Origin of the sequence: Streptococcus mitis (genome assembly GCF_002096835.1) — a bacterium.
Classification (GTDB): Bacteria; Bacillota; Bacilli; order Lactobacillales; family Streptococcaceae; genus Streptococcus; species Streptococcus mitis_W.
Window position 1 is genome coordinate 43,336 of sequence record NZ_NCVG01000023.1, and the last position, 24,887, is coordinate 68,222.

21 protein-coding genes are annotated in these 24,887 nt (G+C 39.9%); all 21 read right to left on the minus strand.

Translation table 11 applies throughout. The annotated features are described in order from the left end of the window. Positions 1-30: 30 nt before the first annotated feature. Complete coding sequence (locus B7699_RS07055) at positions 31-411, minus strand: RidA family protein (RefSeq protein ID WP_001140420.1); 381 nt, start codon at positions 409-411, stop codon at positions 31-33. Positions 412-420: 9 nt separating this feature from the next. Continuing rightward, positions 421-1,008, minus strand: a complete 588-nt coding sequence (gene yihA, locus B7699_RS07060) for a ribosome biogenesis GTP-binding protein YihA/YsxC (protein WP_000422605.1) — start codon at positions 1,006-1,008, stop codon at positions 421-423. A gap of 8 nt (positions 1,009-1,016) precedes the next feature. Further along, positions 1,017-2,249 (minus strand): ATP-dependent Clp protease ATP-binding subunit ClpX, encoded by a 1,233-nt coding sequence (clpX, locus tag B7699_RS07065; protein WP_025169664.1) that lies wholly within the window; start codon positions 2,247-2,249, stop codon positions 1,017-1,019. 36 nt (positions 2,250-2,285) lie between these two features. Continuing rightward, positions 2,286-2,456: a hypothetical protein gene (locus tag B7699_RS07070; RefSeq protein WP_000442260.1), complete on the minus strand. Its 171-nt coding sequence runs from the start codon at positions 2,454-2,456 to the stop codon at positions 2,286-2,288. Beyond that, complete coding sequence (locus B7699_RS07075; RefSeq protein ID WP_084927737.1) at positions 2,456-2,962, minus strand: dihydrofolate reductase; 507 nt, start codon at positions 2,960-2,962, stop codon at positions 2,456-2,458. Before B7699_RS07075 ends, B7699_RS07070 begins: the two co-directional genes overlap by 1 nt. A gap of 131 nt (positions 2,963-3,093) precedes the next feature. Beyond that, the gene (locus B7699_RS07080; protein WP_000229882.1) at positions 3,094-3,612 is read right to left on the minus strand and encodes a Dps family protein; all 519 of its coding nucleotides are present in this window, start codon (positions 3,610-3,612) and stop codon (positions 3,094-3,096) included. 232 nt (positions 3,613-3,844) lie between these two features. Further along, the gene (lytC, locus tag B7699_RS07085; protein WP_084927739.1) at positions 3,845-5,455 is read right to left on the minus strand and encodes a choline binding-anchored murein hydrolase LytC; all 1,611 of its coding nucleotides are present in this window, start codon (positions 5,453-5,455) and stop codon (positions 3,845-3,847) included. A 37-nt stretch (positions 5,456-5,492) separates the two neighbouring features. Beyond that, positions 5,493-6,251 (minus strand): triose-phosphate isomerase, encoded by a 759-nt coding sequence (gene tpiA / locus B7699_RS07090; protein WP_042901359.1) that lies wholly within the window; start codon positions 6,249-6,251, stop codon positions 5,493-5,495. Positions 6,252-6,348: 97 nt separating this feature from the next. Further along, positions 6,349-7,026 carry a DnaD domain-containing protein gene (locus B7699_RS07095; protein WP_084927741.1) on the minus strand — a complete coding sequence of 226 codons (678 nt, stop codon included), beginning with the start codon at positions 7,024-7,026 and terminating at the stop codon, positions 6,349-6,351. An 8-nt stretch (positions 7,027-7,034) separates the two neighbouring features. After that, on the minus strand, positions 7,035-7,979 hold the full coding sequence (metA, locus tag B7699_RS07100; RefSeq protein ID WP_001122699.1) for a homoserine O-acetyltransferase MetA: 945 nt from the start codon (positions 7,977-7,979) through the stop codon (positions 7,035-7,037). A gap of 182 nt (positions 7,980-8,161) precedes the next feature. Beyond that, on the minus strand, positions 8,162-8,674 hold the full coding sequence (locus B7699_RS07105) for an adenine phosphoribosyltransferase (RefSeq protein WP_001049318.1): 513 nt from the start codon (positions 8,672-8,674) through the stop codon (positions 8,162-8,164). A 208-nt stretch (positions 8,675-8,882) separates the two neighbouring features. Further along, positions 8,883-15,905, minus strand: coding sequence for a GEVED domain-containing protein (locus tag B7699_RS07110; protein WP_084927743.1), 7,023 nt, complete (start codon positions 15,903-15,905; stop codon positions 8,883-8,885). Positions 15,906-17,022: 1,117 nt separating this feature from the next. Beyond that, positions 17,023-17,712, minus strand: a complete 690-nt coding sequence (gene rplA, locus B7699_RS07120) for a 50S ribosomal protein L1 (protein WP_001085675.1) — start codon at positions 17,710-17,712, stop codon at positions 17,023-17,025. 207 nt (positions 17,713-17,919) lie between these two features. After that, positions 17,920-18,345, minus strand: coding sequence for a 50S ribosomal protein L11 (rplK, locus tag B7699_RS07125; RefSeq protein ID WP_001085806.1), 426 nt, complete (start codon positions 18,343-18,345; stop codon positions 17,920-17,922). A gap of 122 nt (positions 18,346-18,467) precedes the next feature. Further along, positions 18,468-19,184: an LD-carboxypeptidase LdcB/DacB gene (gene ldcB, locus B7699_RS07130; protein ID WP_084927745.1), complete on the minus strand. Its 717-nt coding sequence runs from the start codon at positions 19,182-19,184 to the stop codon at positions 18,468-18,470. A 2-nt stretch (positions 19,185-19,186) separates the two neighbouring features. Continuing rightward, a complete protein-coding gene (locus B7699_RS07135; RefSeq protein WP_084927747.1) occupies positions 19,187-19,657 on the minus strand; it encodes an HIT family protein in 471 nt (156 codons plus the stop codon). Between the two features lies 1 nt (position 19,658). After that, on the minus strand, positions 19,659-20,696 hold the full coding sequence (locus B7699_RS07140; RefSeq protein ID WP_084927749.1) for a M42 family metallopeptidase: 1,038 nt from the start codon (positions 20,694-20,696) through the stop codon (positions 19,659-19,661). 96 nt (positions 20,697-20,792) lie between these two features. Then, on the minus strand, positions 20,793-22,118 hold the full coding sequence (gene brnQ / locus B7699_RS07145) for a branched-chain amino acid transport system II carrier protein (RefSeq protein WP_192852020.1): 1,326 nt from the start codon (positions 22,116-22,118) through the stop codon (positions 20,793-20,795). A gap of 323 nt (positions 22,119-22,441) precedes the next feature. Continuing rightward, the gene (locus B7699_RS07155) at positions 22,442-22,729 is read right to left on the minus strand and encodes a rhodanese-like domain-containing protein (protein WP_023943660.1); all 288 of its coding nucleotides are present in this window, start codon (positions 22,727-22,729) and stop codon (positions 22,442-22,444) included. A gap of 113 nt (positions 22,730-22,842) precedes the next feature. Then, a complete protein-coding gene (locus tag B7699_RS07165; RefSeq protein ID WP_084927753.1) occupies positions 22,843-23,421 on the minus strand; it encodes a uracil-DNA glycosylase family protein in 579 nt (192 codons plus the stop codon). Between the two features lie 53 nt (positions 23,422-23,474). Beyond that, entirely contained in the window at positions 23,475-24,875 is a 1,401-nt protein-coding gene (gene pepV / locus B7699_RS07170) for a dipeptidase PepV (protein WP_084927754.1), read from the minus strand. Positions 24,876-24,887: the final 12 nt, after the last annotated feature.

The window sequence follows — 24,887 nt, forward strand, 5'->3', positions numbered from 1 at the left end:
GAAGTTTGGCAACACCAAACTTCAACTAGTTTATCCAATCTCTGCGATGACTTCAATTTCGACTTTTACATCACGAGGAAGACGAGCTACCTCTACTGCTGAACGAGCTGGAAATTCCTCTTTAAAGGCCGTTTGGTAAACCTCGTTAAAAGGAACAAAGTCGTTCATATCGCTCAAGAAACAAGTTGTTTTGACAACATGGTCAAAGTCAGTTCCTGCCTCTGCCAAAATAGCACCGATGTTTTTCAAGACTTGTTCTGTCTGTTCTTGGATAGTCTCTCCTACGATTTCCCCAGTTTCAGGAGATAGGGGAACTTGACCGCTAGCAAACAGAAGATTGCCAACGATTTTTCCTTGAACATATGGTCCGATAGCCTTTGGAGCTTTGTCTGTATGAATTGTTTTTGCCATTTCTTTACCTCATAATTTTTCTAAAATTGCATCCCAAGCCTCATCCATCCCTGCCTTGCTGACAGATGAAAAGAGGATAAAGTCGTCACTTGGGTCAAAGTTTAATTTCTTTTTGATTGCTGATTCGTGCTTGTTCCATTTACCACGAGGAATCTTGTCCGCCTTGGTCGCCACAATGATGACTGGAATCTCATAATACTTGAGAAATTCGTACATCTGCACATCATCTGCTGACGGGTCATGACGAAGGTCAACTAGACTGACCACTGCACGGAGATTTTCCCGAGTCGTTAGGTATTCCTCAATCATGCGCCCCCACTTTTCACGTTCCTTTTTAGAAACACGGGCATAGCCATAACCAGGCACATCCACAAAGCGCATCTTGTCATCAATGTTAAAGAAGTTGAGAAGCTGGGTTTTACCAGGTTTACCTGATGTTCGGGCTAGATTCTTACGATTCAGCATGGTGTTGATAAAGCTAGACTTGCCAACATTTGAACGCCCTGCAAGAGCGATTTCTGGCAGTTCATCCTGCGGATAGTGGGACTTATTGGCCGCACTGAGCAAGATTTCTGCATTGTGTGTATTAAGTTCCATAGTCACCTCTAGGCTGTTTCCAAGATTGGTTTATCCGTTCCATCGACAGCTTCTTTTGTGATGCGAACCAATTTCACATTTTCCTGACTCGGTACTTCAAACATGACGTCTAGCATGGTTTCTTCAATAATCGAGCGAAGACCACGCGCACCCGTTTTACGTTCAATGGCCTTATTGGCAATCTCTTGAAGGGCTTCGTCGTCAAATTCCAACTCGACATCATCATAAGATAGCAAGGTTTGGTACTGTTTGACCAAGGCATTTCTTGGCTCTTTCAAGATACGAACCAAATCATCTACTGTCAATTGCTCAAGAGCTGCAAAGACAGGCAGACGTCCAATCAACTCTGGGATAATACCAAATTTTTGAATATCTTCTGCAATGATTTCTTGCATGTAGGAGCTGTTTTCGTCAATCGCCTTATTATTTTGACCAAATCCGATGACTTTTTCACCCAGACGTTGTTTGACGATTTCTTCAATGCCATCAAAGGCACCACCCACGATGAAGAGGATATTTTTAGTATCCACTTGAATCATCTCTTGTTGTGGATGCTTGCGTCCACCTTGGGGCGGTACGCTTGCGACGGTTCCCTCGATAATCTTAAGGAGGGCTTGTTGCACCCCTTCACCAGAAACATCACGTGTGATCGACACGTTCTCGCTCTTCTTAGCAATCTTGTCAATTTCATCCACATAGATAATGCCACGCTCTGCACGTTCAATGTTAAAGTCAGCAGCCTGCAGGAGTTTGAGGAGGATATTTTCCACATCCTCACCCACATAACCAGCCTCAGTAAGAGCTGTCGCATCTGCGATCGCAAAAGGCACATTCAAGCTCTTAGCCAAGGTCTGGGCAAGGAAAGTTTTCCCCGAACCAGTTGGGCCAATCATCAAGATGTTTGACTTTTGTAAATCCACATCTTCTGACTCTTCACGCGTATCGTGGAAATTGATGCGTTTGTAGTGGTTGTATACTGCTACTGCTAAAGCACGTTTGGCACGATCTTGACCGATTACATAGTGGTTCAAGATATGGAGGAGTTCGATTGGTTTTGGAACTTCAGACAAGTCTGCCAAGACTTCTTCCGCCAACTCTTCACGAATGATTTCCTGAGCTAACTCCACACATTCATTACAAATAAAGGCGTTGTTCCCAGCGATTATTTTTTGTACTTCTTCTTGGCTTTTGCCACAAAATGAGCAATAAACCATCATATCATTATTCCTAGTTGTAGGCATGATTTCCTTCCGTTCTATTCTATACTGTCATTCTATCTAAAATAAGGTCATGTAAAAAGCATGGATACTATTGACCAAATTGGTAAATGCATTTAACCAGAGCAGGACAGAAAGTCCATAGCGCTTTTTACGAAAAGCCTGTGCCCCTGCAAGCAAGCAGACCAAACACAGCATGGCTGTGAAAAAACCAAATATACTACGTTCCATTAGACTTCCTTTCTCTTGCGGTATTGGATGGTAAAATCATAAGGATTTTTCTCATCTTTGGTATAGGATTTGCTTGAAACCGTCTCAAAAATAGACAGGTCAAACTCTTCAGGGAAATAGGTATCTCCTTCCACCCGAGCATGAATGTGAGTCACAATCACTTCGTCAAGGTAGGGTTCAAAAGCTTGAAAAATTTGCTTTCCACCTAAAATATAAAGATTCTTATCTTGAGCCTGATACCAGTCCAAGACAGACTGAACATCATAAAAAGTAGCAACCCCGTCTATCTTTTCTTCAGAATTACGCGTCAAAATCAAGGTTTCCCGTTTGGGAAGCAAGCGACGCCCCATTCCATCAAAGGTCACACGCCCCATCAAGATAGCATGATTCAGAGTTGTTTCTTTGAAGTGTTGCAGTTCTGCTGGTAAATGCCAAGGCAGACGATTTCCCTTACCAATCACACCCTCTTCATCCTGGGCCCAAATAGCTACGATTTTCTTAGTCATGCTTCCATCCTTTTCACTGATAGTACTATTTTATCAAAAAACTCAAAAAAAGACTGGTTTGGAATAGCTTACAGAATAGAAAAAAATCTGTAAGAGGCATCCTACAGATTTTTATATGATTATTCTATTTCTTACAAACCAGGTGCTTGTCCAAGTTCTGCGGCAAGCATCCAGATTGTTTTATCAGTTTCAGTTTTAGCATCTGTAAAGATACCGTTTGTCACATCGTCACCTTCTTCATCAGTAACATCCAAACCTTTTTGGAAGAGTTCTGACAAGTAACGGTAGATAGCAAGGACACGTTCCAAGCTTTCTTCAACATTACGGTATTCACCAGCTTCTTCTTCGATTTCACTGTTTTGAAGGAATTCTGTCAATGTAGAGAATGGGCTACCACCAAGTGTAATCAAGCGTTCGCTGATTTCATCCAATTGACCATCAAGAGCTTCCATATACTCATCCATTTTTGGATGCCATACAAGGAAACCACGACCACGCATGTACCAGTGTACTTGGTGCAAAGCCACATGGGCCACATACAAATCAGCAACAGCTTGGTTCAATACTTCCTTTGTTTTTGCCAATGCTACTGGCGCTGCTTTTGTCAATGATGTTACGTCTTTTACTGCTTCTTTTTTCAATTCTACCATTTTATTTTACCTCATTCATTATTATTTGTAACCACTTCTTAATGATTACTACCTTAGTATACTACTAAGGAAAACCAATAGCAAGCCAAATGACTCACATGAGAAAAGTTGCAATAGACTGATAATTTAAGAATTTTTTAGAATGAAATCCAGTCACTTTCAAACTCTCTTAACAGAGATAAAATAAAGAAAAGAGCATACAATTTGTAGGCTCTTTTCTAAGTTTTACATCTTAATACCAGACGCTAACATCAACATGACCCCGAATCCCTTTAAGAGAGTCAGATGAAGTATATTGCCATCCTTTTTCTCCTGAATAATGAGGATTGTTCCAATCAAGCGCATCCGTATAGGCAGCAACCCAGTTTACATGTTGTAAAATATTTGGATGATTCAAACGAGTTTGCAAAAGTTGACGATAGCTATAAACTTTCACGTTTTGATAACCAGCATGCTTCATGGTTTCCATATACTTATTGATAATTTTAACCCAAGTAGTTGTATCTGTCGGTGCTTTCTTAGATTTATTTTCATATTCCCAATTTTCAACATCATAGTAGATTGGATAAGACAAGTTCATTTTATATTTCTTCAAAAGTTCAATGGTCTGTTTAGCATCATTCTCAGCATCTGTTTCATTTTCTGCATAGGTATAAAGATAAACACCGTAAGGAATTCCAAGACGATTTAACTCCTTGATATTATGAGCCAATTCCTTGTCCTCAGTTCCACTATAGCCCAAACGAACAATGACTCCATCTACTCCATTATCATCGATGACTTTTTTCCAGTCACTGATACGACCATTGTGTTCACTGACATCAATAACCTTCTTAGCACGGTCAGTTCCGACCTGTTCTTCACGATGGTTAAAGAAATAACGGTGTCCATTTCGATAAACCCAACCAACATTCAAGGCTTTCTTTTCTTTCAGTTCCCCTGAATCAGCAAAAGTATAACGAGTATCGTCCATAATTAACTCACCTGTTGCCATAGCACCACTTTCAGTAAGATAGTAGTCCCCATGCCACTCATCTTGAGCCATGTAACCCCACTTCTTGAAGTAATACCACTTGCCGTCAATCTTTTGCCACTGTTCATTAGCATAAGAACCATCCGCCTTAAGGTAGAAATAAGAAGAATAAGCTGGGTCATAAAGCCATTCATTTTGCATCATGGCACCTTGACCATTCAAGAAATAATTTCCTTGCCACTGACTTTTAGCCATATAGCCCCATTTCTTGAAATAGTACCATTTGCCATTGATTTTCTGCCATTCTTGATTTGCATAAGAACCGTCTGCCTTGAGGTAAAACCAACTCTTATAATGGTTATCGTAAACCCATTCATTCTTAGCCATGTAACCACCTGCTTTGAGGTAGTAGTTTCCATGCCATTCTTTTTGAGCATAACGACCATCTGCTTTTATATAGAACCAAGCCTTGTAGCTAGTATCGAAGATCCACTCACTCTTAGCTTTTGAACCATCTGCTTTTACATAGAAGTCACCTTCCCAATGTGCTGATGTTGAAGTTGGTTTACTTTCTTCTTTCTGACTACTAGCTCGCGTCTCTTTGACTTCTTCCTTTTTCTCTGGACGCTGACTAGAAGAAGTCTCAACCTTTTTCTCTTCTTCTTTTTGACTTGTAGTCGTTTCTAATTTCTTTTCTTCTACCTTACTAGAAGAAGCTTGAACACTGCTTTCTTCCGAAGATGCTTTCGCTTCAGCTTCATTTGCAGCCACCTGATTAACTATCAATCCAAGCAAAAAGGCACTTGCTAATCCAATTTTTCCAATCCTTGTTTTCAATCTTTCCTCCCTTATAAAAAATGGAACAGACATCTGAATGCTGTTCCACCTAGCTTTTGCTACTTACTAATTATTTTACAAAGTCAAGCAATGCCAAGAAGCTTTCAGCTTCAAGTGACGCACCACCAACAAGGGCACCGTCAACGTCTGGGCAAGCCATGTATGAAGCAACGTTTTCAGGTTTAACAGAACCACCGTATTGAACACGAACTTTGTCTGCAACTTCTTGACCAAAGTCAGCAGCTACAACGTCACGAACAACTTTACACATTTTTTGTGCGTCGTCTTGTGAAGCTGATTTACCAGTACCGATAGCCCAGATTGGCTCGTAAGCGATAACTGATGCCGCAACTTGTTCAGCAGTCAATCCAGCCAATGCAGCAGATACTTGAGCACCTACGAATTCAGCAGCTTTACCAGCTTCGTAAGTTTCAAGTGACTCACCACAACAGATGATTGGAAGCATACCGTTCGCAAAGATTGCTTTTGCTTTTTTGTTGATATCTTCGTCAGTTTCATGGAAGTAGTCACGGCGTTCTGAGTGACCGATAACAACGTAGTCAGTACCGATTTCTTTCAAAACTTGTGGGCTTGTTTCACCAGTGAAAGCACCTGCATTTTCAAAGTAGCAGTTTTGAGCAGCAACTTTAAGGTTTGAACCTTTAGCAGCAACAAGAACAGTTGTCAAATCAAGAGCTGGAGCAGCGATACCTGCTTCAACAAGATCTGATGAAGGAAGTTTTGATGCTACTGCTTCAACAAATGCTTTAGCTTCTTCTGGATTTTTGTTCATTTTCCAGTTACCAGCGATAAATGGTTTACGTGACATTTCACATACCTCTTTTTTCAATTTATTTTCTATTTATTTTATCACAATTAGACACAGCTTGCAAATCTTACTCGGATTTCAAGCCTGCTTGCATGGATTAATCCTTCCAAAGATCCATGGCATTTCTAAAATCTGCAGATACCTGTGTCAACTGAGGATTGCTTGCTTCTCTCTCTGCCCGTTTAGCCTCGATTTGAGCCACACTTTTGATACCTTCATGGCGCCAATTTCTCAAAATGGCCTGAATGTACTTCCAGTTTGGTTTCCCATTCAAAACCGCTTCACGAAGAGCCTCCTTAATCAAGTCAGCACTGGTTCCATCTTCCTTTAGTGTCTTGGTCAAATCCTCAATCTCAAAAGGGGTCAACAAGCGTCCCAATTCCTTCTGGAAGGTTTCCACCAAATCCTTGAGCTGATTTTGAGGTGTCAACTGGTCTGAACTCGAATGAGCGACTCCAAGCAAATCATCCAAACGTTCCAAAGCCAAACTAGCATCAAAAAGCAATTCGATTTCACCATTTAATTCGATAGTACGGTACTGAAGCAGTCCCCTCTCTGTCAGATTGGAAATAGCCTGATTGACATCCGAAATTTCCTTGCCAATCCTGTCAGCAATCTGACTTGGCGACATTTCTTCTAATCCTGTCGTATTTTGCAAATAGAAAAATTGCCAGACCAGAAAATCGTCGCTAGAAGGAAAGAGTTCCTTAAAATGCAAGAGCAGGGCACTCGGTAAAACCAAGTTCCCTGATTTAAAAGCGTCTAAATATGTCATAATTCCTCTTATAAATACCCGAATGCAGATGCATCATCTTCTATTTTTCTCCAGTCAAAAGGGGTTTCCTGATAGACCGCATAATTCACCCAGTTACTGAAAAAGAGGGCTGCTGATGAAGACCAACACAAACAAGGGGTCTGGTTGACATCATCATCCTTAAAGTAATTTTCTGGAATATGTGGATCTAAACCTGCATCACGATCTCGGAAATACTCTTTTGCCAAGGTATCACGGTCATATTCCAAATGCCCAAAACTATAAATTTCTCGTAAATCACGACTAGCCAAAATCGAAACCCCAACCTGAGGACCCTCTGATAAAATCTCGAGATTAGTTTTGTTTAAGACCTCTTCCTTAGAAATCTCCGTGTGCCGTGAATGAGGGGAAACGTAGCTATCATCAAAGCCTCTAAAAAGAAGGTGACCCTCTTTTAGGGTGTCTTGAGGATAAATACCTGATAGCTTACTGTCCATCTGGTATTTTTCCACTCCATAGCGCAGATAAAGCCCAGCCTGAGCCCCCCAACAGATATGAAGGGTCGAATAGACATGGGTCTTGGACCACTCAAGCACCTGACTGAATTCCTCCCAATAGTCCACTTCCTCAAATGGTAAATGCTCAATCGGAGCCCCTGTGATAATCATCCCATCAAAATACTCGTCCTTGACTTCAGGAAAAGTTTTATAAAAAGTCTCCATATGCTCTGCACGAGTCGTCTTGGAACGGTGGCTCTCCATATAGAGAAAGTCTATGTCCAATTGCAAAGGAGTATTTGCTAAATGCCGTAACAACTGGGTCTCTGTGACCACTTTTTTGGGCATTAGGTTTAAAATCAAAATTTTCAAGGGACGGATATCTTGGTGGGCCGCACGTTGATCATCCATGACAAAGATATTCTCTGTCCGTAAAATCTCAACAGCTGGCAATTTTTTATCAATTCTAATCGGCATAACCTTCTCCTAACTGTACTCTTTTAGAAATAATTGAATGTGTTTGAAGTCAAATCTCAAACACTTAGTCCTTTTATTATACTGCAAGAAGATATAGTTTTCAATTATACTTTTTCTCTAACTAGCTATAGTCTATTTTTATATCCTAATGTAGAGAAAACAGCCCTAGGGACTGTTTTTCATTAATAATGCATGAGAACTTTGTAATCGTAGTCACCGATTTTTTCACGGCCGTTCAATTCATCCAATTCAACAAGGAAAGCACAACCTGCTACAACACCACCAAGTTTTTCAATCATCTCGATAGTTGCCTTAACAGTTCCACCTGTTGCCAAGAGGTCATCCACGATAAGAACTCGTTGACCTGGCTTGATGGCGTCAGCATGCATAGTCAAGGTATCAACACCGTATTCTTTTTCGTAGTCAGCAGAAATAACTTCGCGTGGCAATTTACCTGGTTTACGAACAGGTGCAAAACCAATTCCCAACTCAAAGGCAACTGGACAGCCCACGATAAAACCACGAGCCTCAGGTCCCACGATCATGTCGATTTTCTTGTCAGTAGCATACTGAACGATTTCACGAACAGCGTAGCTATAAGCATTTCCATCAGCCATCAAAGGACTGATATCTCGGAAGGTAATTCCTTCCTTCGGATAATTTTCAATTGTTGCAATGTAATCTTTTAAATTCATCTTTTTCTTTCTTTCAAAGTTTTTTACTCTCTATTATAGCATATTTTCACCAAAAGAAGAAACTATAACCATTATTTCCTCTCTGAGAGCCTGATTTCTATTACCACTTTGTAACTCTGGTAACAACAGCAAAAAGCTGACGAATCATCGATTCATCAGCTTTAAGGATAATCTGTTCATTCCAAACAAATCATGTCAATTAGAAAGATTAGTCTTCTTTCTTCTTGCGGGCTACAAGACCGAATCCACTCAATACTCCAAGAAGTCCAAGTGCTGCTAGGCTTGCATTGTCTTCTGTACCAGTATTTGGCAATTCGCGTTTACCTTCAGCTTCTTTCACTGCTGTTGGCTGTACTGGAGTTGCTGGTACCTCTGGTTTAGCTGGCTGTTCAGGCATTGCTGGAGTTGCTGGCTCTACCGGTTGCACTGGTTTTTGAGATTGAATCTTACGGTAAACATTGCGAACATTTCCATTTGCATCTGTTTCCGTACGGACTAGTTCATAATTTTCTAATGGTTTACCTGGATGTGAACCATTTTCATCAGGAATAATTAATACTCCGTTTTCATCCACAAATGTAGTGATCACTTTGTATTCAAATGGAGTTGGAGTAGGAGTAGGTGTTGGCGTTGGTGCTACCACTCTTTCGTAGATGTGTTCTGTATCACCATTTGGTAATTTCTTAGTCTCTACGAAGCGGTATTCTGGAATGTCTTTCTTATCAACTGTTCCTGGCTCACTTGGATATTTAGGAATTTCATTTCCTTCTTTATCCTTGAATGATGTCTTAACTTTTTCGTAGATGTGTTCTGTATCACCATTTGGTAATTTCTTAGTCTCTACGAAGCGGTATTCTGGAATGTCTTTCTTATCGACTGTTCCTGGTTCACTTGGATATTTAGGAATTTCATTTCCTTCTTTATCCTTGAATGATGTCTTAACTTTTTCGTAGATGTGTTCTGTATCACCATTTGGTAATTTCTTAGTCTCTACGAAGCGGTATTCTGGAATGTCTTTCTTATCGACTGTTCCTGGTTCACTTGGATATTTAGGAATTTCATTTCCTTCTTTATCCTTGAATGATGTCTTAACTTTTTCGTAGATGTGTTCTGTATCACCATTTGGTAATTTCTTAGTCTCTACGAAGCGGTATTCTGGAATGTCTTTCTTATCGACTGTTCCTGGTTCACTTGGATATTTAGGAATTTCATTTCCTTCTTTATCCTTGAATGATGTCTTAACTTTTTCGTAGATGTGTTCTGTATCACCATTTGGTAATTTCTTAGTCTCTACGAAGCGGTATTCTGGAATGTCTTTCTTATCAACTGTTCCTGGTTCACTTGGATATTTAGGAATTTCATTTCCTTCTTTATCCTTGAATGATGTCTTAACTTTTTCGTAGATGTGTTTTATATTTCCTTTTTCATCGATTTCAGTTTTAACAACATTATAGCCTGGAATTTTTTCTGAAGGTTTAGCACCATCTTTAGATGGAAGTAAATCTGTTTCTTTGCCATCTTTTTCGATAACTACATATCTAGTATCTGGGCGAACTGTTGGAGTATATTTAGCTGTTACTGGCGTTCCGTTCTTGTCAACACGTTTAACCGTTACTCCTGTAGCTTTTCCTACAAAGTTTGGTTCTGGCGTAAACGTTACTTTTCCATTCTCATCGATTGTGTACGTTCCTTCTCCTGAAACTGTCTTCGTTGTTGTTTCATCATCGAATTTTGGTTTTACAGCTTCATCAATTTCTACTGGTACTTCTTTTCCATTAAGTGTTACTTTTCCACCTGTAAATGTTGGTGTTCCTTCTTGAGATTGTCCTTTTGGACCTTCTGATTCTGCATCTTTAGAAGTTGGTGACACTGGGATTACTACTGGTGTGTATTTAGCTGTTACTGGTGTTCCGTTCGTATCAACACGTTTAACTGTTACTCCTGTAGCTTGTCCTGTGAATTTCGGTTCAGGTTTGAATGTTACTTTTCCAGTTTCGTCGATTGTGTATGTTCCTTCTCCTGAAACTGTCTTCGTTGTTGTTTCATCATCGAATTTTGGTTTTACAGCTTCATCGATTTTAACAGTTTTTTCTTGACCATTAATCGTTACTTTTCCACCTGTAAATGTTGGTGTTCCTTCTTGAGTTACACCTTGTACATTTGTTGTTACGACGTCTGAACTTGTTGGTGTTGCTGGTTTTACAACTGGTGTGTACTTAGCTGTTACTGGTGTTCCATTTGTATCAACACGGCGTACATCAATTCCTGCAGTTTTACCTGTGAATGTTTTTTCTGGTGTGAATGTTACTTTTCCATTCTCATCAATTGTGTACGTGCCTTCATTTGGTACTGTAACAGATTTTTCATCTGTTGGTTGTTTAGTAGCTGGATCTACTAATTTCGCTGGTACCTTGTTATCTAATGGAACTTCTACTTCTGTACCGTTAACAGTTGCTTTTCCTGTTGTGAATACTGGAGTTCCTTCTTGAGTTGCCCCTTGAACATCTTCTGTTACAGCGTCTGTTCCTGTTGGTGTTGCAGGTTTTACAGTTGGTGTGTACTTAGCTGTTGCTGGTGTTCCATTCGCATCTTTTGCTTGAACTTTCGCTGGTACTGGGGTACCTACGAAGTCTTTGTTCGGTGTGAATGTTACTTTACCTGTTGTTGGTTCGATAGTGTATGTACCAACTGTGTTTCCTTTAGCGTCTTTTGCTGGAATTGATGTTTCCTCAATTGGGTTTCCAGTCGCTGGATCAACTAATTTAGCAGGTTGAGTCGCATCAATCTTCATAGGGATTTTGTCATCACCTGGTGTAAAGGTTGGTGTTCCTTCTTGAGGTTGTCCTTGCACACCTTCAGATGTTGCTGGTGTTCCTGTTGGAGCTACTGGAGTAATGTTTGGAGTGTAAGTTGTTGTTACTGGAGTTCCATTTGTATCTTTAGCTTGGATCGTAACTGGTTTAACAGCACCTGAATATGCTTTGTTCGTTGGTGTTAATACTACAGTTGGCTTACCATCTACAACATTAAGTGTATAAGTACCAATTTCTTCTCCTGCTGGGTTCTTAGCTGGTACTGATGGAGCTGGCTGTCCATTTTCACCTAATAGTTTAAATGATGTTGAATCAATAGCTACTGATTTTTCAGTTCCATTAACGTTTGTCTTACCTGGTACAAATGTTACTTCTTTAGATTGTACAGCACCTTGTACATCTGTTGATGTAGCTGGATCTGCTGTCGGTGCTACACCTACGATATGTGGTGTATAAGTTGTTTTAACAGTTGAGCCATTTACATCTTCCGCTTGTACATTTGCTGGTAATACTTTACCTGTGTAAGTTTTATCAGTCGGTGTGAATGTTACTGTATTTGTTGCTGGGTCGATTGAGTAAGTTCCTACTTGAGTAACTCCATCCTCTTTATAAGCTGGTACTGTCGCTTCAGTCGGTACACTTCCATCAGCATTTAATAATTTAGCTGAACCTTCTTTAATTGCTACTGATTTTTCTACACCTTCGATTGTCGCTTTACCTGGTGCAAATGTTACAGTTCCAGATTGTGCTTCACCTTGGATATTTGATGATTCTGCTGGTGTAGCAGTTGGTTTAACTCCTACGATTGATGGAGTATATTTAGTTTCAACTTTAGTACCGTTGTTATCTTCTGCTTGAACTTTTGCAGGGACAACTGGACCTACATAAGCTTTATTCGTTGGTGTAAAGGTTACAACACCTGTTGTCGCATCTACTGTGTATTCCCCAACTTTGTTTCCATTTGGATCTAAGGCTGGTACTGCCCCTTGAGCTTCAGTTCCATTAGCATTTAGTAATTTAACTGAACCTGCTTTAATTGGTACTTCTGCATCTCCTTCTGTGAATGTAGGTTTTCCTGTTTGAGTTTCACCTTGGAGTCCTGTTGAAGTAGCTGGCTCTGCTGTTGGTTTTACTGGTGTTACTTCTGGTGTGTAGGTTGTTGTTGCAGTTGAAGTTACCTTAGCTCCTGTTTTATCAACTCCGACTGGTGCTGTTAGTGATACTCCAATTCCTTTTGCTTTACCTGTAAATGTTGGAAGTGGTTGGAATGTTACTTCACCAGTTTCAGGATTAATTGTATAAGTTCCCTCTCCATCTACAGTTACAGTTTTAGCATCTGTAGGCACTTTTGTTACTGGATCGATGAGTTTTGCAGGACTAGTCGTACTTGGTGTAATAACCGCTTCATTATCTGTTCCTGCATCAGTTTTGAATACTGGAGTTTCCTTTTGAGCTTTACCTTGCACATCTTTAGAAGTTTTTGGCTCTGCAGTGATTTCTTTTGGTGTTACTGTTGGAATGTAGACAGCATCCATCGTTTTCTTAGTAGTTGTATGCGTACCATCATTGATGTTTTCAAGTTGGTTTTGATCTGTTAATGCAGTCCATCCAGTAGATGCGCCATTTGAGTCTACAGCACGTAGTACGATACCATCAGCTTTACCTACAAAGTTAGCTTCTGGAGTGAAGGTTACTTTATCTTCTGTTACTGTGTATGTACCTTGACCTGGAACTTTAAGGGTATCAACTAGGTTATCACCATCAACAATTTTAACGCCACCTTGAGCTTTTTTAGTAGTTTCAGCACTGATTACATTACTTTGTTCAGAATAGTGAATTTTACCGTATGAGTTGAATGTAGTTTTACCGTTGTTAGAACCTAGGTCAGATGCATCGTCACCTAATGGACGTGTTCTGAATTCGATACCTACTGATTGAGTTTCGCCTTGTTTACCCGTAGTTTCTTCTTTATCTCCACGTGGTGGATGAGCTACTTGGATTTGGTTGTCTTCTACTTCCCCAGAGTAAGCAATTCCTACTGGTTTTTCTACTTGAGATTTGGTTGTTGCAATACGTACACGGAAGTTAACCGCTTCTTTTGTTGTATCGATGATTTGTGTATTACGGAATTTAAGTTTTACTTTTTGATTATTTTCAGTTACTTCTACAATTTCTGAAGCTTCATCCGCATCAAATTTCCCATTTTGGTTGAAATCGATGAATCCACGAACATACGCTGTTTCTTTTGTATCTTTAAATTTTTCGTTCCCATTTACAGAAGCTGTAATATTTACTTCATATGTATCATCTGGAGCTTTTACTAATTTTACTTCTGGTTCTCCAGTATCTACATTATTATGCACGTCCGCTGGATCAATTAATTGTTTAACACCTTCATCAGGGTTATCGTTCTGGTCATCTGAGCCAATTCCTCGAACACGTTTACCAGGACCAGAGTCAATATCAGCTTTTTCAGTACCTAAGTATGGTTGTTGAATTTGTCGAATAGCTTTTGTATTCCAGTCAGTAGTTTCTGTTCTTAGGAAATGTTCTGCATCTCCATAAGATTCTGGTAGATCTCCGAAGTCAGAGAATTTAATTCCTAACATTGATGATTGTGCACCAGATGTAACGATATAAAAACCTACTTCACTAACATTTGAAGAAGATACTATCGGTGTAGCTGCTGTACTACGATTATCATTACGATATCCACCAAACACCTGAGATCCTAGTCCAGCTGTAGCTCCATCACGCGTTGCAAACATTTTGGCACTAATAGCATCTACAGTAGCTTGGTCATTCCACAACACCATATTTTTATGTCCATTTACACCATTAAAGTTTGTAAGTGGGACATACGCATTTTTGTTACTTCCATAACCTACTACAGCTGCCAAAGTCCACGGTGTACCATTGGTTGTATAAATTTCAGATTCTAATGGTCCTATATCTTCTCCAGATGTCATAACTACACCTGGTTTTACAGGTTTACCATTATATGTAGCTTCTACAGTAAACTTAACCCCTGCTGCTTGACCATTTTTAAATTGTCCAGCATCATTGGTCCCTGCTATTGTTGTTTTTTCACGCCCTGTATCAATCCCTGCTTTTCTTACATGAGTATAGTTATTCTGTGGATTTGCTCCCAGCCCTGTTATTTTATTATCAGTATTAAATTTATTTTCTTTATCTGGATTATAAGAATCTTGATATGCAGTTCCTGCCACACGATTTTTATAGACTTCAGTAGATTCAAAAGGTTTTAACTCTTTTACTGTTAATGTAACAACATATCCAGGAACAAGCGTTTTAGTAAACTTAGCACCTACTTGAAGTTGACCGTTAGGCTTTAGACCACTCCATGCTGATGTATCAGAAAAGTTTAGCCATTGAATTTGATCATTTAATTTTGTAATTTCGTCTCTATCATTCTCTATAGTTTTCACTGGTACATCTGCAAGCGTTCTATAACCGTGATCTTCTAACCATTTTGTACCTGTTTCAGTAGAGGCATCTTTAAGACCTGTTGTTTGTACTTCATCTAGGTTAACAGCAAACTTACCGTCACGGCCGATTCCTGCGTTTTTCAATTCATTGTAAACTGCGAGGATTGATTCGTTAAGGCGTTCCAATTGAGCATCTACTTGCTCTTTTGTAACACTCTTATCAGCTAGAAGAGCCTTAGTTTCAGTAAGAACCGCTTGGTTTTTAGCTACTGCTGCTGTAACTGCTGCCTTGTTTTCTTCTTTGACATCTGCCTTAGCAAGTTCAGTCTCAGCCAACTTGTTGGTTACTTCAGCTTCTGATGATACTTGTGTCAGAGTTGTTTTCGCTACTGAAAGAGCTGTTTCAGCTGGAGTTGCTTTCTTTTCAGCTTCTGCTTTAGCTGCTTCTTTTTCAGCCGCTTGTTTCTTATCGAAACCAGCAGTATTTGACTCAGTTACAACTGTGCTCAAAGCTGATACAGTTTCTGCTTGTGCATCTACATCAGCTTGGCTAGCATCTGCTTTTGCAAGAGTTGCTTTAGCTGTTGCCAATACTTCCTTAGCTGAACTTACTACTGTAGCGTCCGCATATTTAGCAGTTGAAAGTTTAGACTCCAAAGTAGCAATACTTGCTTCGAGGATAGCTTTGTTTACTTTTTTAGCTTCCTGTGCTTTAACTTCAGGTTTCGTTTCTTCAGCTTTTGTAGTTTCAGGTTTTGCTTCTGCAGTACCTTGATCAGTTTTTTCAGCTGGAGTTGTTGCTGCTACTGGAGTTTCTGCAGCTTGCACTTCCGTAGCTGATACCGCACCGTTACCTAGGAACATCAAACCAGCCGCAATTGCTACTGATGCTGCACCAAAACTATATTTACGAATACCGTAACGAATGTACTTCTCCGTTCGAAAATCTTGTTGTTGTTTGCCTTTCATTAGACTCACAACCTCCTTTAAAATATATTAGAATGTTTAGACAAATAAAGAGCCCCCCCTTAAATATTTTTGCAATATTAAGAGTATAATATCATGAGTAGGAAGTGCTCAATATTTATCAACATCTCCTTAATTATATCATTATAAAAGTTGTAATACAAGTTTTATGATTTGAAATAATTACTTTTATAAATGAAATGATTCTGATATTTTAAAAATCAACCTAGAATAATTATAACATAAAGTAATTTAAGAACATTTTTTTGATTTTTAGTTTATTTATTCTCGTTTTACATCTACATGGAATTATTTAAGGTAAATCAATAAACATTTTACAATATAGTTCGTATTTTTTATCTATCCGGATAAATATAAACTATTAACTATATTTTTATGGATTATCCAGATGTTTTCAATCAAAAAAATAATGACAAAATGAAATACTTATAAAATTTTATCAATTTAAATTTTTGCAAAGGAATTGTATAAAATGACGAGTTTAGTTAGTATCTTTATTTTGTTTGTAACTTCAACATCCAAATCTATATAATCACAGATTATTTCGTGATACTCAGTGAAAGTCAAATAGAGATTCAAAAACTAGTAGCAAACTACTTAAACTAGTGAACTGAGATTACAGTTAAAACATCTAATACTCTTCAAAAATCTCTTCAAACCGCGTCAACGTCAACTTGCCGTATGTATATGTTACTGACTTCGTCAGTTCTATCTGCAACCTCAAAGATGTACTTTGAGCTGACTTCGTCAGTTCTATCTGCAACCTCAAAACAGTGTTTTGAGCAGCCTGCGGCTAGTTTCCTAGTTTGCTTTTTGATTTTCATCGAGTATAAAATCAATCTCATAGCTTTAACAAGTAAAAAGTGTACTATAGTAGATTGAAGTCAGACTAGTACAATACAACTTCTAAAGCATTGAGAAAAACCTTAATGTACTATTCCAGAATCCATCTACTATAATGATTAGTTTTATCAATCAAAAAAGAAAGGACAAATTTCGTCCTTTCTCTATCATAGCTTTTCTTCAACCCACTACAGTTGACAAAGAGCCTCAAAAAAAACGAGCACTTTAGTACTCGTTCTATGATATAAACTACTGATTAAAGTGAGTTTACGTCAACTTTGATACCAACACCTTGAGTAGTTGTGATAGTCAAGTTTGTTACGTAAGTTCCTTTAGCTGTAGCTGGTTTTGCTTTTTGGATTGTTTCGTTGAAAGCTTTGAAGTTTTCAACCAATTTTTCAGCTTCAAATGATACTTTACCGATGATTGCTTGAACGTTACCTGCACGGTCAGCACGGTAAGTGATTTTACCACCTTTAGACTCTTCAACTGCTTTAGCAACATCCATTGTTACAGTACCAGTTTTAGGGTTTGGCATCAAGTTACGTGGTCCAAGGACACGTCCAAGACGTCCAACAAGAGCCATCATATCAGGTGTAGCGATAACTACGTCGAAGTCCAACCAACCGTCGTTGATTTTAGCAACAAGGTCATCTTCACCAACAAAGTCTGCACCAGCAGCTTTTGCTTCTTCAGCTTTTGCACCACGTGCGAAAACAAGAACGCGTGAAGTTTTACCAGTACCGTTTGGCAATACCATTGCTCCACGGATTTGTTGATCAGCTTTTTTAACGTCGATGTTCAAGTTGTAAGCAACTTCTACAGTTGCGTCAAATTTTGCAAAGTTAGTTTCTTTTGCAAGTGCTACAGCTTCTTCTACGCTGTATGCTTTTGTGCTGTCGATTTTCTCAAGAGCAGCACGAAGTTGTTTGCTTTTTTTAGCCATTTTCTATTCTCCTTGTAAGTGGTTCAATCGATTTTCATCTCCCACGTCACTCCTCGAAATGATGAAGTCTTGCGGGTTTTCAGTCTATTATTTTTCTTTTCCTACTTCGTTAAGCTTCCTTGCTGTACCCAAGTACAAGCTTTAGTCACTTGCCTAGTATGAAAAGCAACTAATAGACTGCTGTGAGATTTTCTACTGTGTTATTGATTAGTCAACAACAGTGAATCCCATAGAACGAGCAGTACCTTCGATCATACGCATTGCAGACTCAATGTTTGCTGCGTTCAAATCTGGCATCTTAGTTTCTGCAATTTCTTGTACTTGTGCACGAGTAACTGTAGCAACTTTAGTTTTGTTAGGTGTACCTGATCCTTTTTCAACACCTGCAGCTTTTTTCAAAAGAACAGCAGCTGGTGGTGTTTTAGTGATGAAAGTAAATGATTTATCTTCGTAAACTGAGATAACAACTGGAATGATCATACCAGCTTGGTCAGCTGTACGAGCGTTGAACTCTTTTGTGAATCCCATGATGTTGATACCAGCTTGACCAAGAGCAGGTCCAACCGGTGGAGCTGGTGTAGCTTTACCAGCAGGGATTTGCAATTTTACAAGTTTTTCGACTTTTTTAGCCATTTTTAAATCCTCCTTTGTGGTTTTGGCGGTAATTAAAGATTTTTACCTCCCACAAGTATGCTTTACACATACTCATCTATTATACACTATTTATTTGAAATTGCAAGAGAAAAGTTTCTTTTTTAATCGACGTAATCTCCGCCTTCAAATCCATAGTATTCTTCCAAACTGAGACCACTTGCAGCAATTTCTTTAGCTTCTTTTCCGACATAACGAAGATGCCATTCTTCAGCCATGTAGCCTGTTTCCTTTTCCTTACCTTTGAGATAACGGACAACAAATCCATAATCAGCTGCATGATCCAGGAGCCATTGGGCTGCTTTTTCTTCTGTTACTAAATCACCATCAGTCCCAATCACATCAAAGGCCAAACCAGTTTGGTGTTCACTATAGCCAGGTCGGGCAGAGTAGCGGTCAGCTGCTGCCTTCCCATCTTGGTTGACATAATCTTGATAGAGCTTGGTCTGAGTTTCATAACTTCTAAAACCACTATAATGATCACTAATTGGGAAACCTGCCTCTTGCATAGCTTTAATGAGTTTGACTAACTCAGCCTTAGCTGTTGGATTTTCCCCTGGATTATAGTCTTTCGACAAAGGATAATGTTTATTTGCTACGATGATTTCATCGTATTTCCCTTGGATACTGTAGTAATCACCTTTGTTGACCACTTCTGCTTTTTTCTGAGTAGCCCCTTGAGACTTACTTCCAACTGTTCCATCAGCTTTGGCTGTTTGTTCTGTTTTAGCTGTTCCATCTTCATTTTTTGCTTTTTCTTGTGAACAAGCTGCTAGACTCAAGGCTAGCAAGGCTGTCAAGACAAGGTATCTTTTTTTCATTTCTACTCCTTTATTTCTAATAGTTTATCTACTTCTATCGATAAACGTTTAACTAATTGTTTAATCTCATCCGGACTTGCTTGGCAGGTTTCTGCTGTCATTTCTTCAAAAGGAACCCACCAAACTGGACCACGTCCTTTGAGACCGTGACCATTCATATCACCTCTTCGTCTAGGGAAAAGATGCCAATGAAGGTGGGCATCGCCATTGCCTAGAAGTTCGATATTCATTTTCTCAGCAGCAAAGGCCTTGGCAACTGCCTCTTGGACTAGACTCATTTCCTCTAGAAAACGGAGTCTTGTCTCCTTTTTTAAATGGTGCAATTCCGTGACGTGCTCCTTAGCTAGAAAGAGACTATAGCCTGTGAAATACTGGTGATCTCCAATGACAAGATAGCCTGTTTCCAACTCTTTGACAAAGTAGGGATTTTCCCCAACTTTAATTAGCTCAATTCTCTGGCAAATAAGGCACATATTAGCCTACCAATGCGCTCTTAAGATAGGTATCAACCATACGCTCTGTTGCGACTACCGAGTCAATATGAGTGCGCTCATAAGAATGGCTAGACTCGATACCAGCACCGAGAAGGGCGTGTTTGACCTCTGCACCTGCAGACATAGCCGCTGAAGCGTCCGAACCATAAAATGGATAGATGTCCAGCTTAAATGGAATATCTTGTTCTTTCGCCAAGGCAACTAAGTGTTGACGAAAGTCATAGTGATAAGGCCCAGAAGCATCCTTGACACAAATAGACACTGTATATTCGTCTGTTTGCTGGTCATCTCCCATAGCTCCCATATCCACAGCAAGATACTCTACTACCTGAGCAGGAATGTTAGAGTTGGCACCGTGTCCCACTTCTTCAAAGACTGAAAAAGCAAAATGGGTTGTTACGGGCAATTCAATCTTCTCTTCCTTATAAATACGAAGCAGGTTAAGCAAAATCGCTGCACTGACCTTATCGTCCAAATGACGAGACTTGATAAAGCCTGTCTCTGTCACGACAGTTCGTGGGTCAAAGCTGATAAAATCACCGACCTCAATACCAAGAGCACGAGTTTCTTTTTCACTGGTTACTTTTGCGTCCAAACGCACTTCCATATTGTCCTGCGTGCGTTCTGCAGTTCCTGCATCCTTATAGACATGGCAAGAAGTTTGGTGGATGAGGATGGTTCCTGATATTTTTTCACCTGTACTAGCTACGTGAACGGTACAGTTTTCTCCTTCAATCATGTTCCAAGGAAAACCACCGATACGATCCATTTTGAGACGACCATCTGGTTTAACAGCACGGACAATAGCACCCAGCGTATCTACATGGGCAGTCACATAGCGGTGTTCTTCATCATTTTGACCTTTAATAGTCACATTGACACCACCCTTGGCTGTACGAACCGGCTGGTAACCAAAACCTTCTAGAGTCTTGACTAAATAATCCGAAATCTCACGAGTGAAGCCCGTTGGCGACGCAATAGCTGTCAGTTCTTTAATATATTCTACTGTTTGATTCATTTCTTCACCTCTTTTGCTACCTATTATAACACATTTATCATCGGATAAAAAAAGAAAATCACTCCTGTAGACTTGCTACAAAAGTGATTTTAGTGATTATTCCATTTCAAAAACATCGCTTTCTTGCTTGTTTGGTAGAACCAGTGAGAGCAAGATTCCAACGATAGCAGGCACCAACCATGGGAGAGATGCCTTAGCAAAAGGAAGAGTGTTGACAAGATTTGCAAGAAACTCAACCTTAAACGAGCTTCCTAGTACGCTTGCAATGGCAATAGCTGTAACCACAGCGATTGTCAACTGCATACCTGGTTTTGAAAGGGCAACAAATTTGTTGACAATGACAATCATAACGATGGCAATCGTGATTGGGTACAAGATAACCAGTACAGGGATTGAGTACTTGATAATCGCATCAAGACCCAAATTAGCGATGGCAAATCCAATCAAAGTAAAGGCTGTCGCATAAACCTTATAGCTGATTTGTGGGAAGCGCTCATTAAAGAACTCAGCTGTTGACACAATCAGACCAACTGTTGTTGTGAAGCAGGTTACGGTAACCATAGCTGCAAGGAAGAGTTGAGCTGTTGAGCCAAAGATTTCTTGAGTGGCTTGTGACAAGATGTAAACACCTGGTGTTCCACCCTTCATCGCTTCAGCTGGTACTGGGAAATGATTTCCAAGGAAACCTAAACCGATATAAAGAGCGCTGAAGGCAAGGGCAACAACGATACCAACAACCCAAATAGTTGAAATGTATTCTTTCTTACTTGAAAATCCAAGTTGTTTCAAGGTTTGAACTGCGATTACGCTAAAAGCAACTGAGGCAAGGGCGTCCAAGGTATTATATCCTTCTAGGAAACCTGTCCCAAAGGCAGAAGCTTGATAAGCAGCTGAAGCAGCTTGAGGACTTGTTCCACCGTATTTAATAGCTCCTAAAACAACCAAGATAACAATCAAGATTGCAAAGACTGGTGTTAAAATACGGCCGATACGGTCCAAGATTTTTGATGGATTAAGAGAGATTAAATACGCTGCCGCAAAGTACAGAACTGTAAAGACAATCAAGCCAAGTCCTTTATTTGCATCCGACAAAAGGGGGCTAATCCCTACTTCGTAAGCTGTTGTAGCAGTACGTGGGATAGCAAAGAATGGACCGATTGACAAGTAAAGAACTGAGAGGTAAAGAGTCGCAAACCAAGGCGCTATCTTTGTTGAAATCTCGTAGATATATCCTTTAGGATTTAGCGTTCCAATAATAAGGGTCAAGACGGCGATACCGACGCCTGAAAATACAAAACCTGCGATGGCAGGAAGAAAATGTTCTCCAGATAGAGCACCTAGAGAAGGCGGAAAAATCAAGTTCCCCGCACCAAAAAATATTCCAAACAGGAGTAAACCTGTTAGGGCACCTTTTTTAGCCATGAAAATCTCCTTCATATTTATAAAATACTGACCTAGTATATCATGAATAGGAGTATGAAAAAAGCTTCACGAAGTAAATATTGAATGTTTTCAAGATTCTTAAAAATGAGAATTGTCTAAAAATAAAATCCCCTACCCAGTCCACGAAAAGTAGGAGAAAATTCTAATGTTTATACTCTTCGAAAATCTCTTCAAACCACGTCAGCTTCACCTTGCCGTATGTGTAGGATACTGACTACGTCAGTTCCATCTACAACCTCAAAACAGTGTTTTGAGCAACCTGCGGCTAGCTTCCTAGTTTGCTCTTTGATTTTCATTGAGTATTAAAGTTCTTCAAAGGCCATCATGCCACCTTGGACATTGATAACCTCATAACCTTGTTCTGATAGGAATTGGCAAGCACGCGCCGATCTCATTCCAGATTTACAAATAACATAATGTAACTGATCCTTGTCCAATTGATCATAAGTGTCAGCTAATTGACTCAGAGGAAGATTCTGAGCACCTTCTAAATGAAGAGCTTCAAACTCATCCACTTCTCTCACGTCCACTAAAGAAAGTTGGTCATTTTGGTAAAGCTGGTAAAATGCGTCAAAGGTAATTTCTTTCATTCTTTTTCTCCTAATACTCTTCGAAAATCTCTTCAAACCACGTCAGCGTCGCCTTACCGTACTCAAGTACAGCTTGCGGCTAGCTTCCTAGTTTGCTTTTTGATTTTCATTGACTATAAAATAGTTTTAATTCTTTTTTTCAAATCTGGCACCACTTCTGACTCAAACCAAGGATTTTTGGCCATCCAGATTTGATTTCGCGGCGAGGGGTGAACTAGTGGAAAATAGGCTGGCAGATAGTTCTGGTAGTGTTTTACCCGTTCTGTCACCTTGCCACTGATTTTTTCCTTTAAATAGTAGGCCTGGGCATATTGGCCAATCAAGAGGGTCAACTGGATATCGGGTAATTCTTTCAAGAGCTGTGGATGCCATTTTTCTGCAAAATCTGCTCTCGGTGGTAAGTCTCCTGACTTACCATGTCCTGGAAAGTAGAAATCCATAGGCAGAACAGCAAAATATCCTGAATTGTAAAAGGTATCTTCATCCACACCTAGCCAGTCTCTCAGGCGGTCACCACTCTTATCTTTCCAATAAAGTCCTGCTTCTTGGGTTTTAAGCCCCGGTGCCTGACCGATGATATTGATGCGAGCAGTCTTTGGTGCTGCAAAGAGAGGCTCAATGCCACGCTCTGTATAGGTAGCATTCTGCGGATCTGCCATAATAGCCTGCTTGATTCTTTCAATTTGAGACATCTACTTTCCCTCCAAAAAGAAGTCTAAGCATACAATCTCAGACTTCTATCGTTTTATTTGATCAATTCGTAAATAGCTTCGGCATAGATTGCTGCTGCTCGGAAAAGATCATCCAAGGCGATAAATTCATTAGCTTGGTGCATGGTGTCAATTGAGTCTGGGAACATAGCACCGTAGGCAACACCGCGTTCTAGCAAACGACCAAAGGTTCCACCACCGATGACTTGCTCGTGACCTTTAAGACCAGTTTGTTTTTCATAAACATTCAACAAGGTTTGCACAAGTGGATCTTCCATTGGCACATAGTGAGGGGTGTGACCGTGCTCAGAAAGGCTAACAGAAGCAACCGGTAAGTTTTCAAGGATTGACTTGATTTGTTCTGGACTTGTTCCTTTTGGATAGCGGATGTTAAGGGCAATGGTATTGTCAGCACTTGTTTCATCGAAGCGGAAGACACCGGCATTCATAGAAAGAGCACCCATCTTTTCATCCACATGAGCAATCTTGAGATTTTCACCCTCATGGTCGTTCAAGAGAATTTTACCAGCAATATCAAGGTAGTCTTTTGCTGGTCCAGCAAAGTCAAACTGGCTAAGGAAGAGGGCTAGGTAAGTCGCCCCATTGACACCTGAAGCAGGCATAGCACCATGGGCTGATTTACCAATGATCGTCACCTTGTATTGACCAGCTTCTTCTTGGATTTCTCCTCTGAGCTTGTGTTCTGCAACAAAGGTATCTAGTTTAGCTTGCAAGTCATCCAAGTCACCTGAAACGACTGCTGTTGCTGATTCAGGTACCATGTTTTCACGCAAACCACCTGTAAAGCTATGAAGACGGGCAGCACCTGCATTTTCACCTGCAAAGTGAAGATATTCTGTAATGTTTCCTTTTTCACCGTTAATGATAGGGAATTCAGCATCTGGTGAGAAACCGAAGTCTGGTTTTGCAAGTCCTACGTGCTCGAAGTAGTAGTCCATGTCTGCCCAGCCTGATTCTTCATCAGTTCCGACAATGAAGCGAACTTTCTTAGAAGTTGGAAGGCCTAATTCTTTGATGATTTTCAAACCATAGTAACAAGCTGTTGTAGGTCCCTTATCATCAGAAGCTCCACGCGCATAAAGGCGACCATCTTTGATAGTTGGTGTGTAAGGATCTGTGTCCCAACCGCTACCAGCAGGCACTACGTCCATGTGGGCAAAGATTCCGAGAACTTCTTCTCCATCACCAAACTCGAAATGCCCTGCATAGTTATCAACATTCTTAGTTGGATATCCATCACGGTCTGCGATTTCAAGGAATTTCTCCAAGGCTTTTACTGGACCAGGACCAAATGGATGCTGAGCATCTGCCTTGCTATCATCACGTTCTGAGTTAATTTCCAAAAGGCTAAACAAGTCAGCCAAGAGGTCTTCTTTGCGTTTTTCTACTTCTGCTGTAAAATCAATTGCTGTCATTTTTTTCTTCTT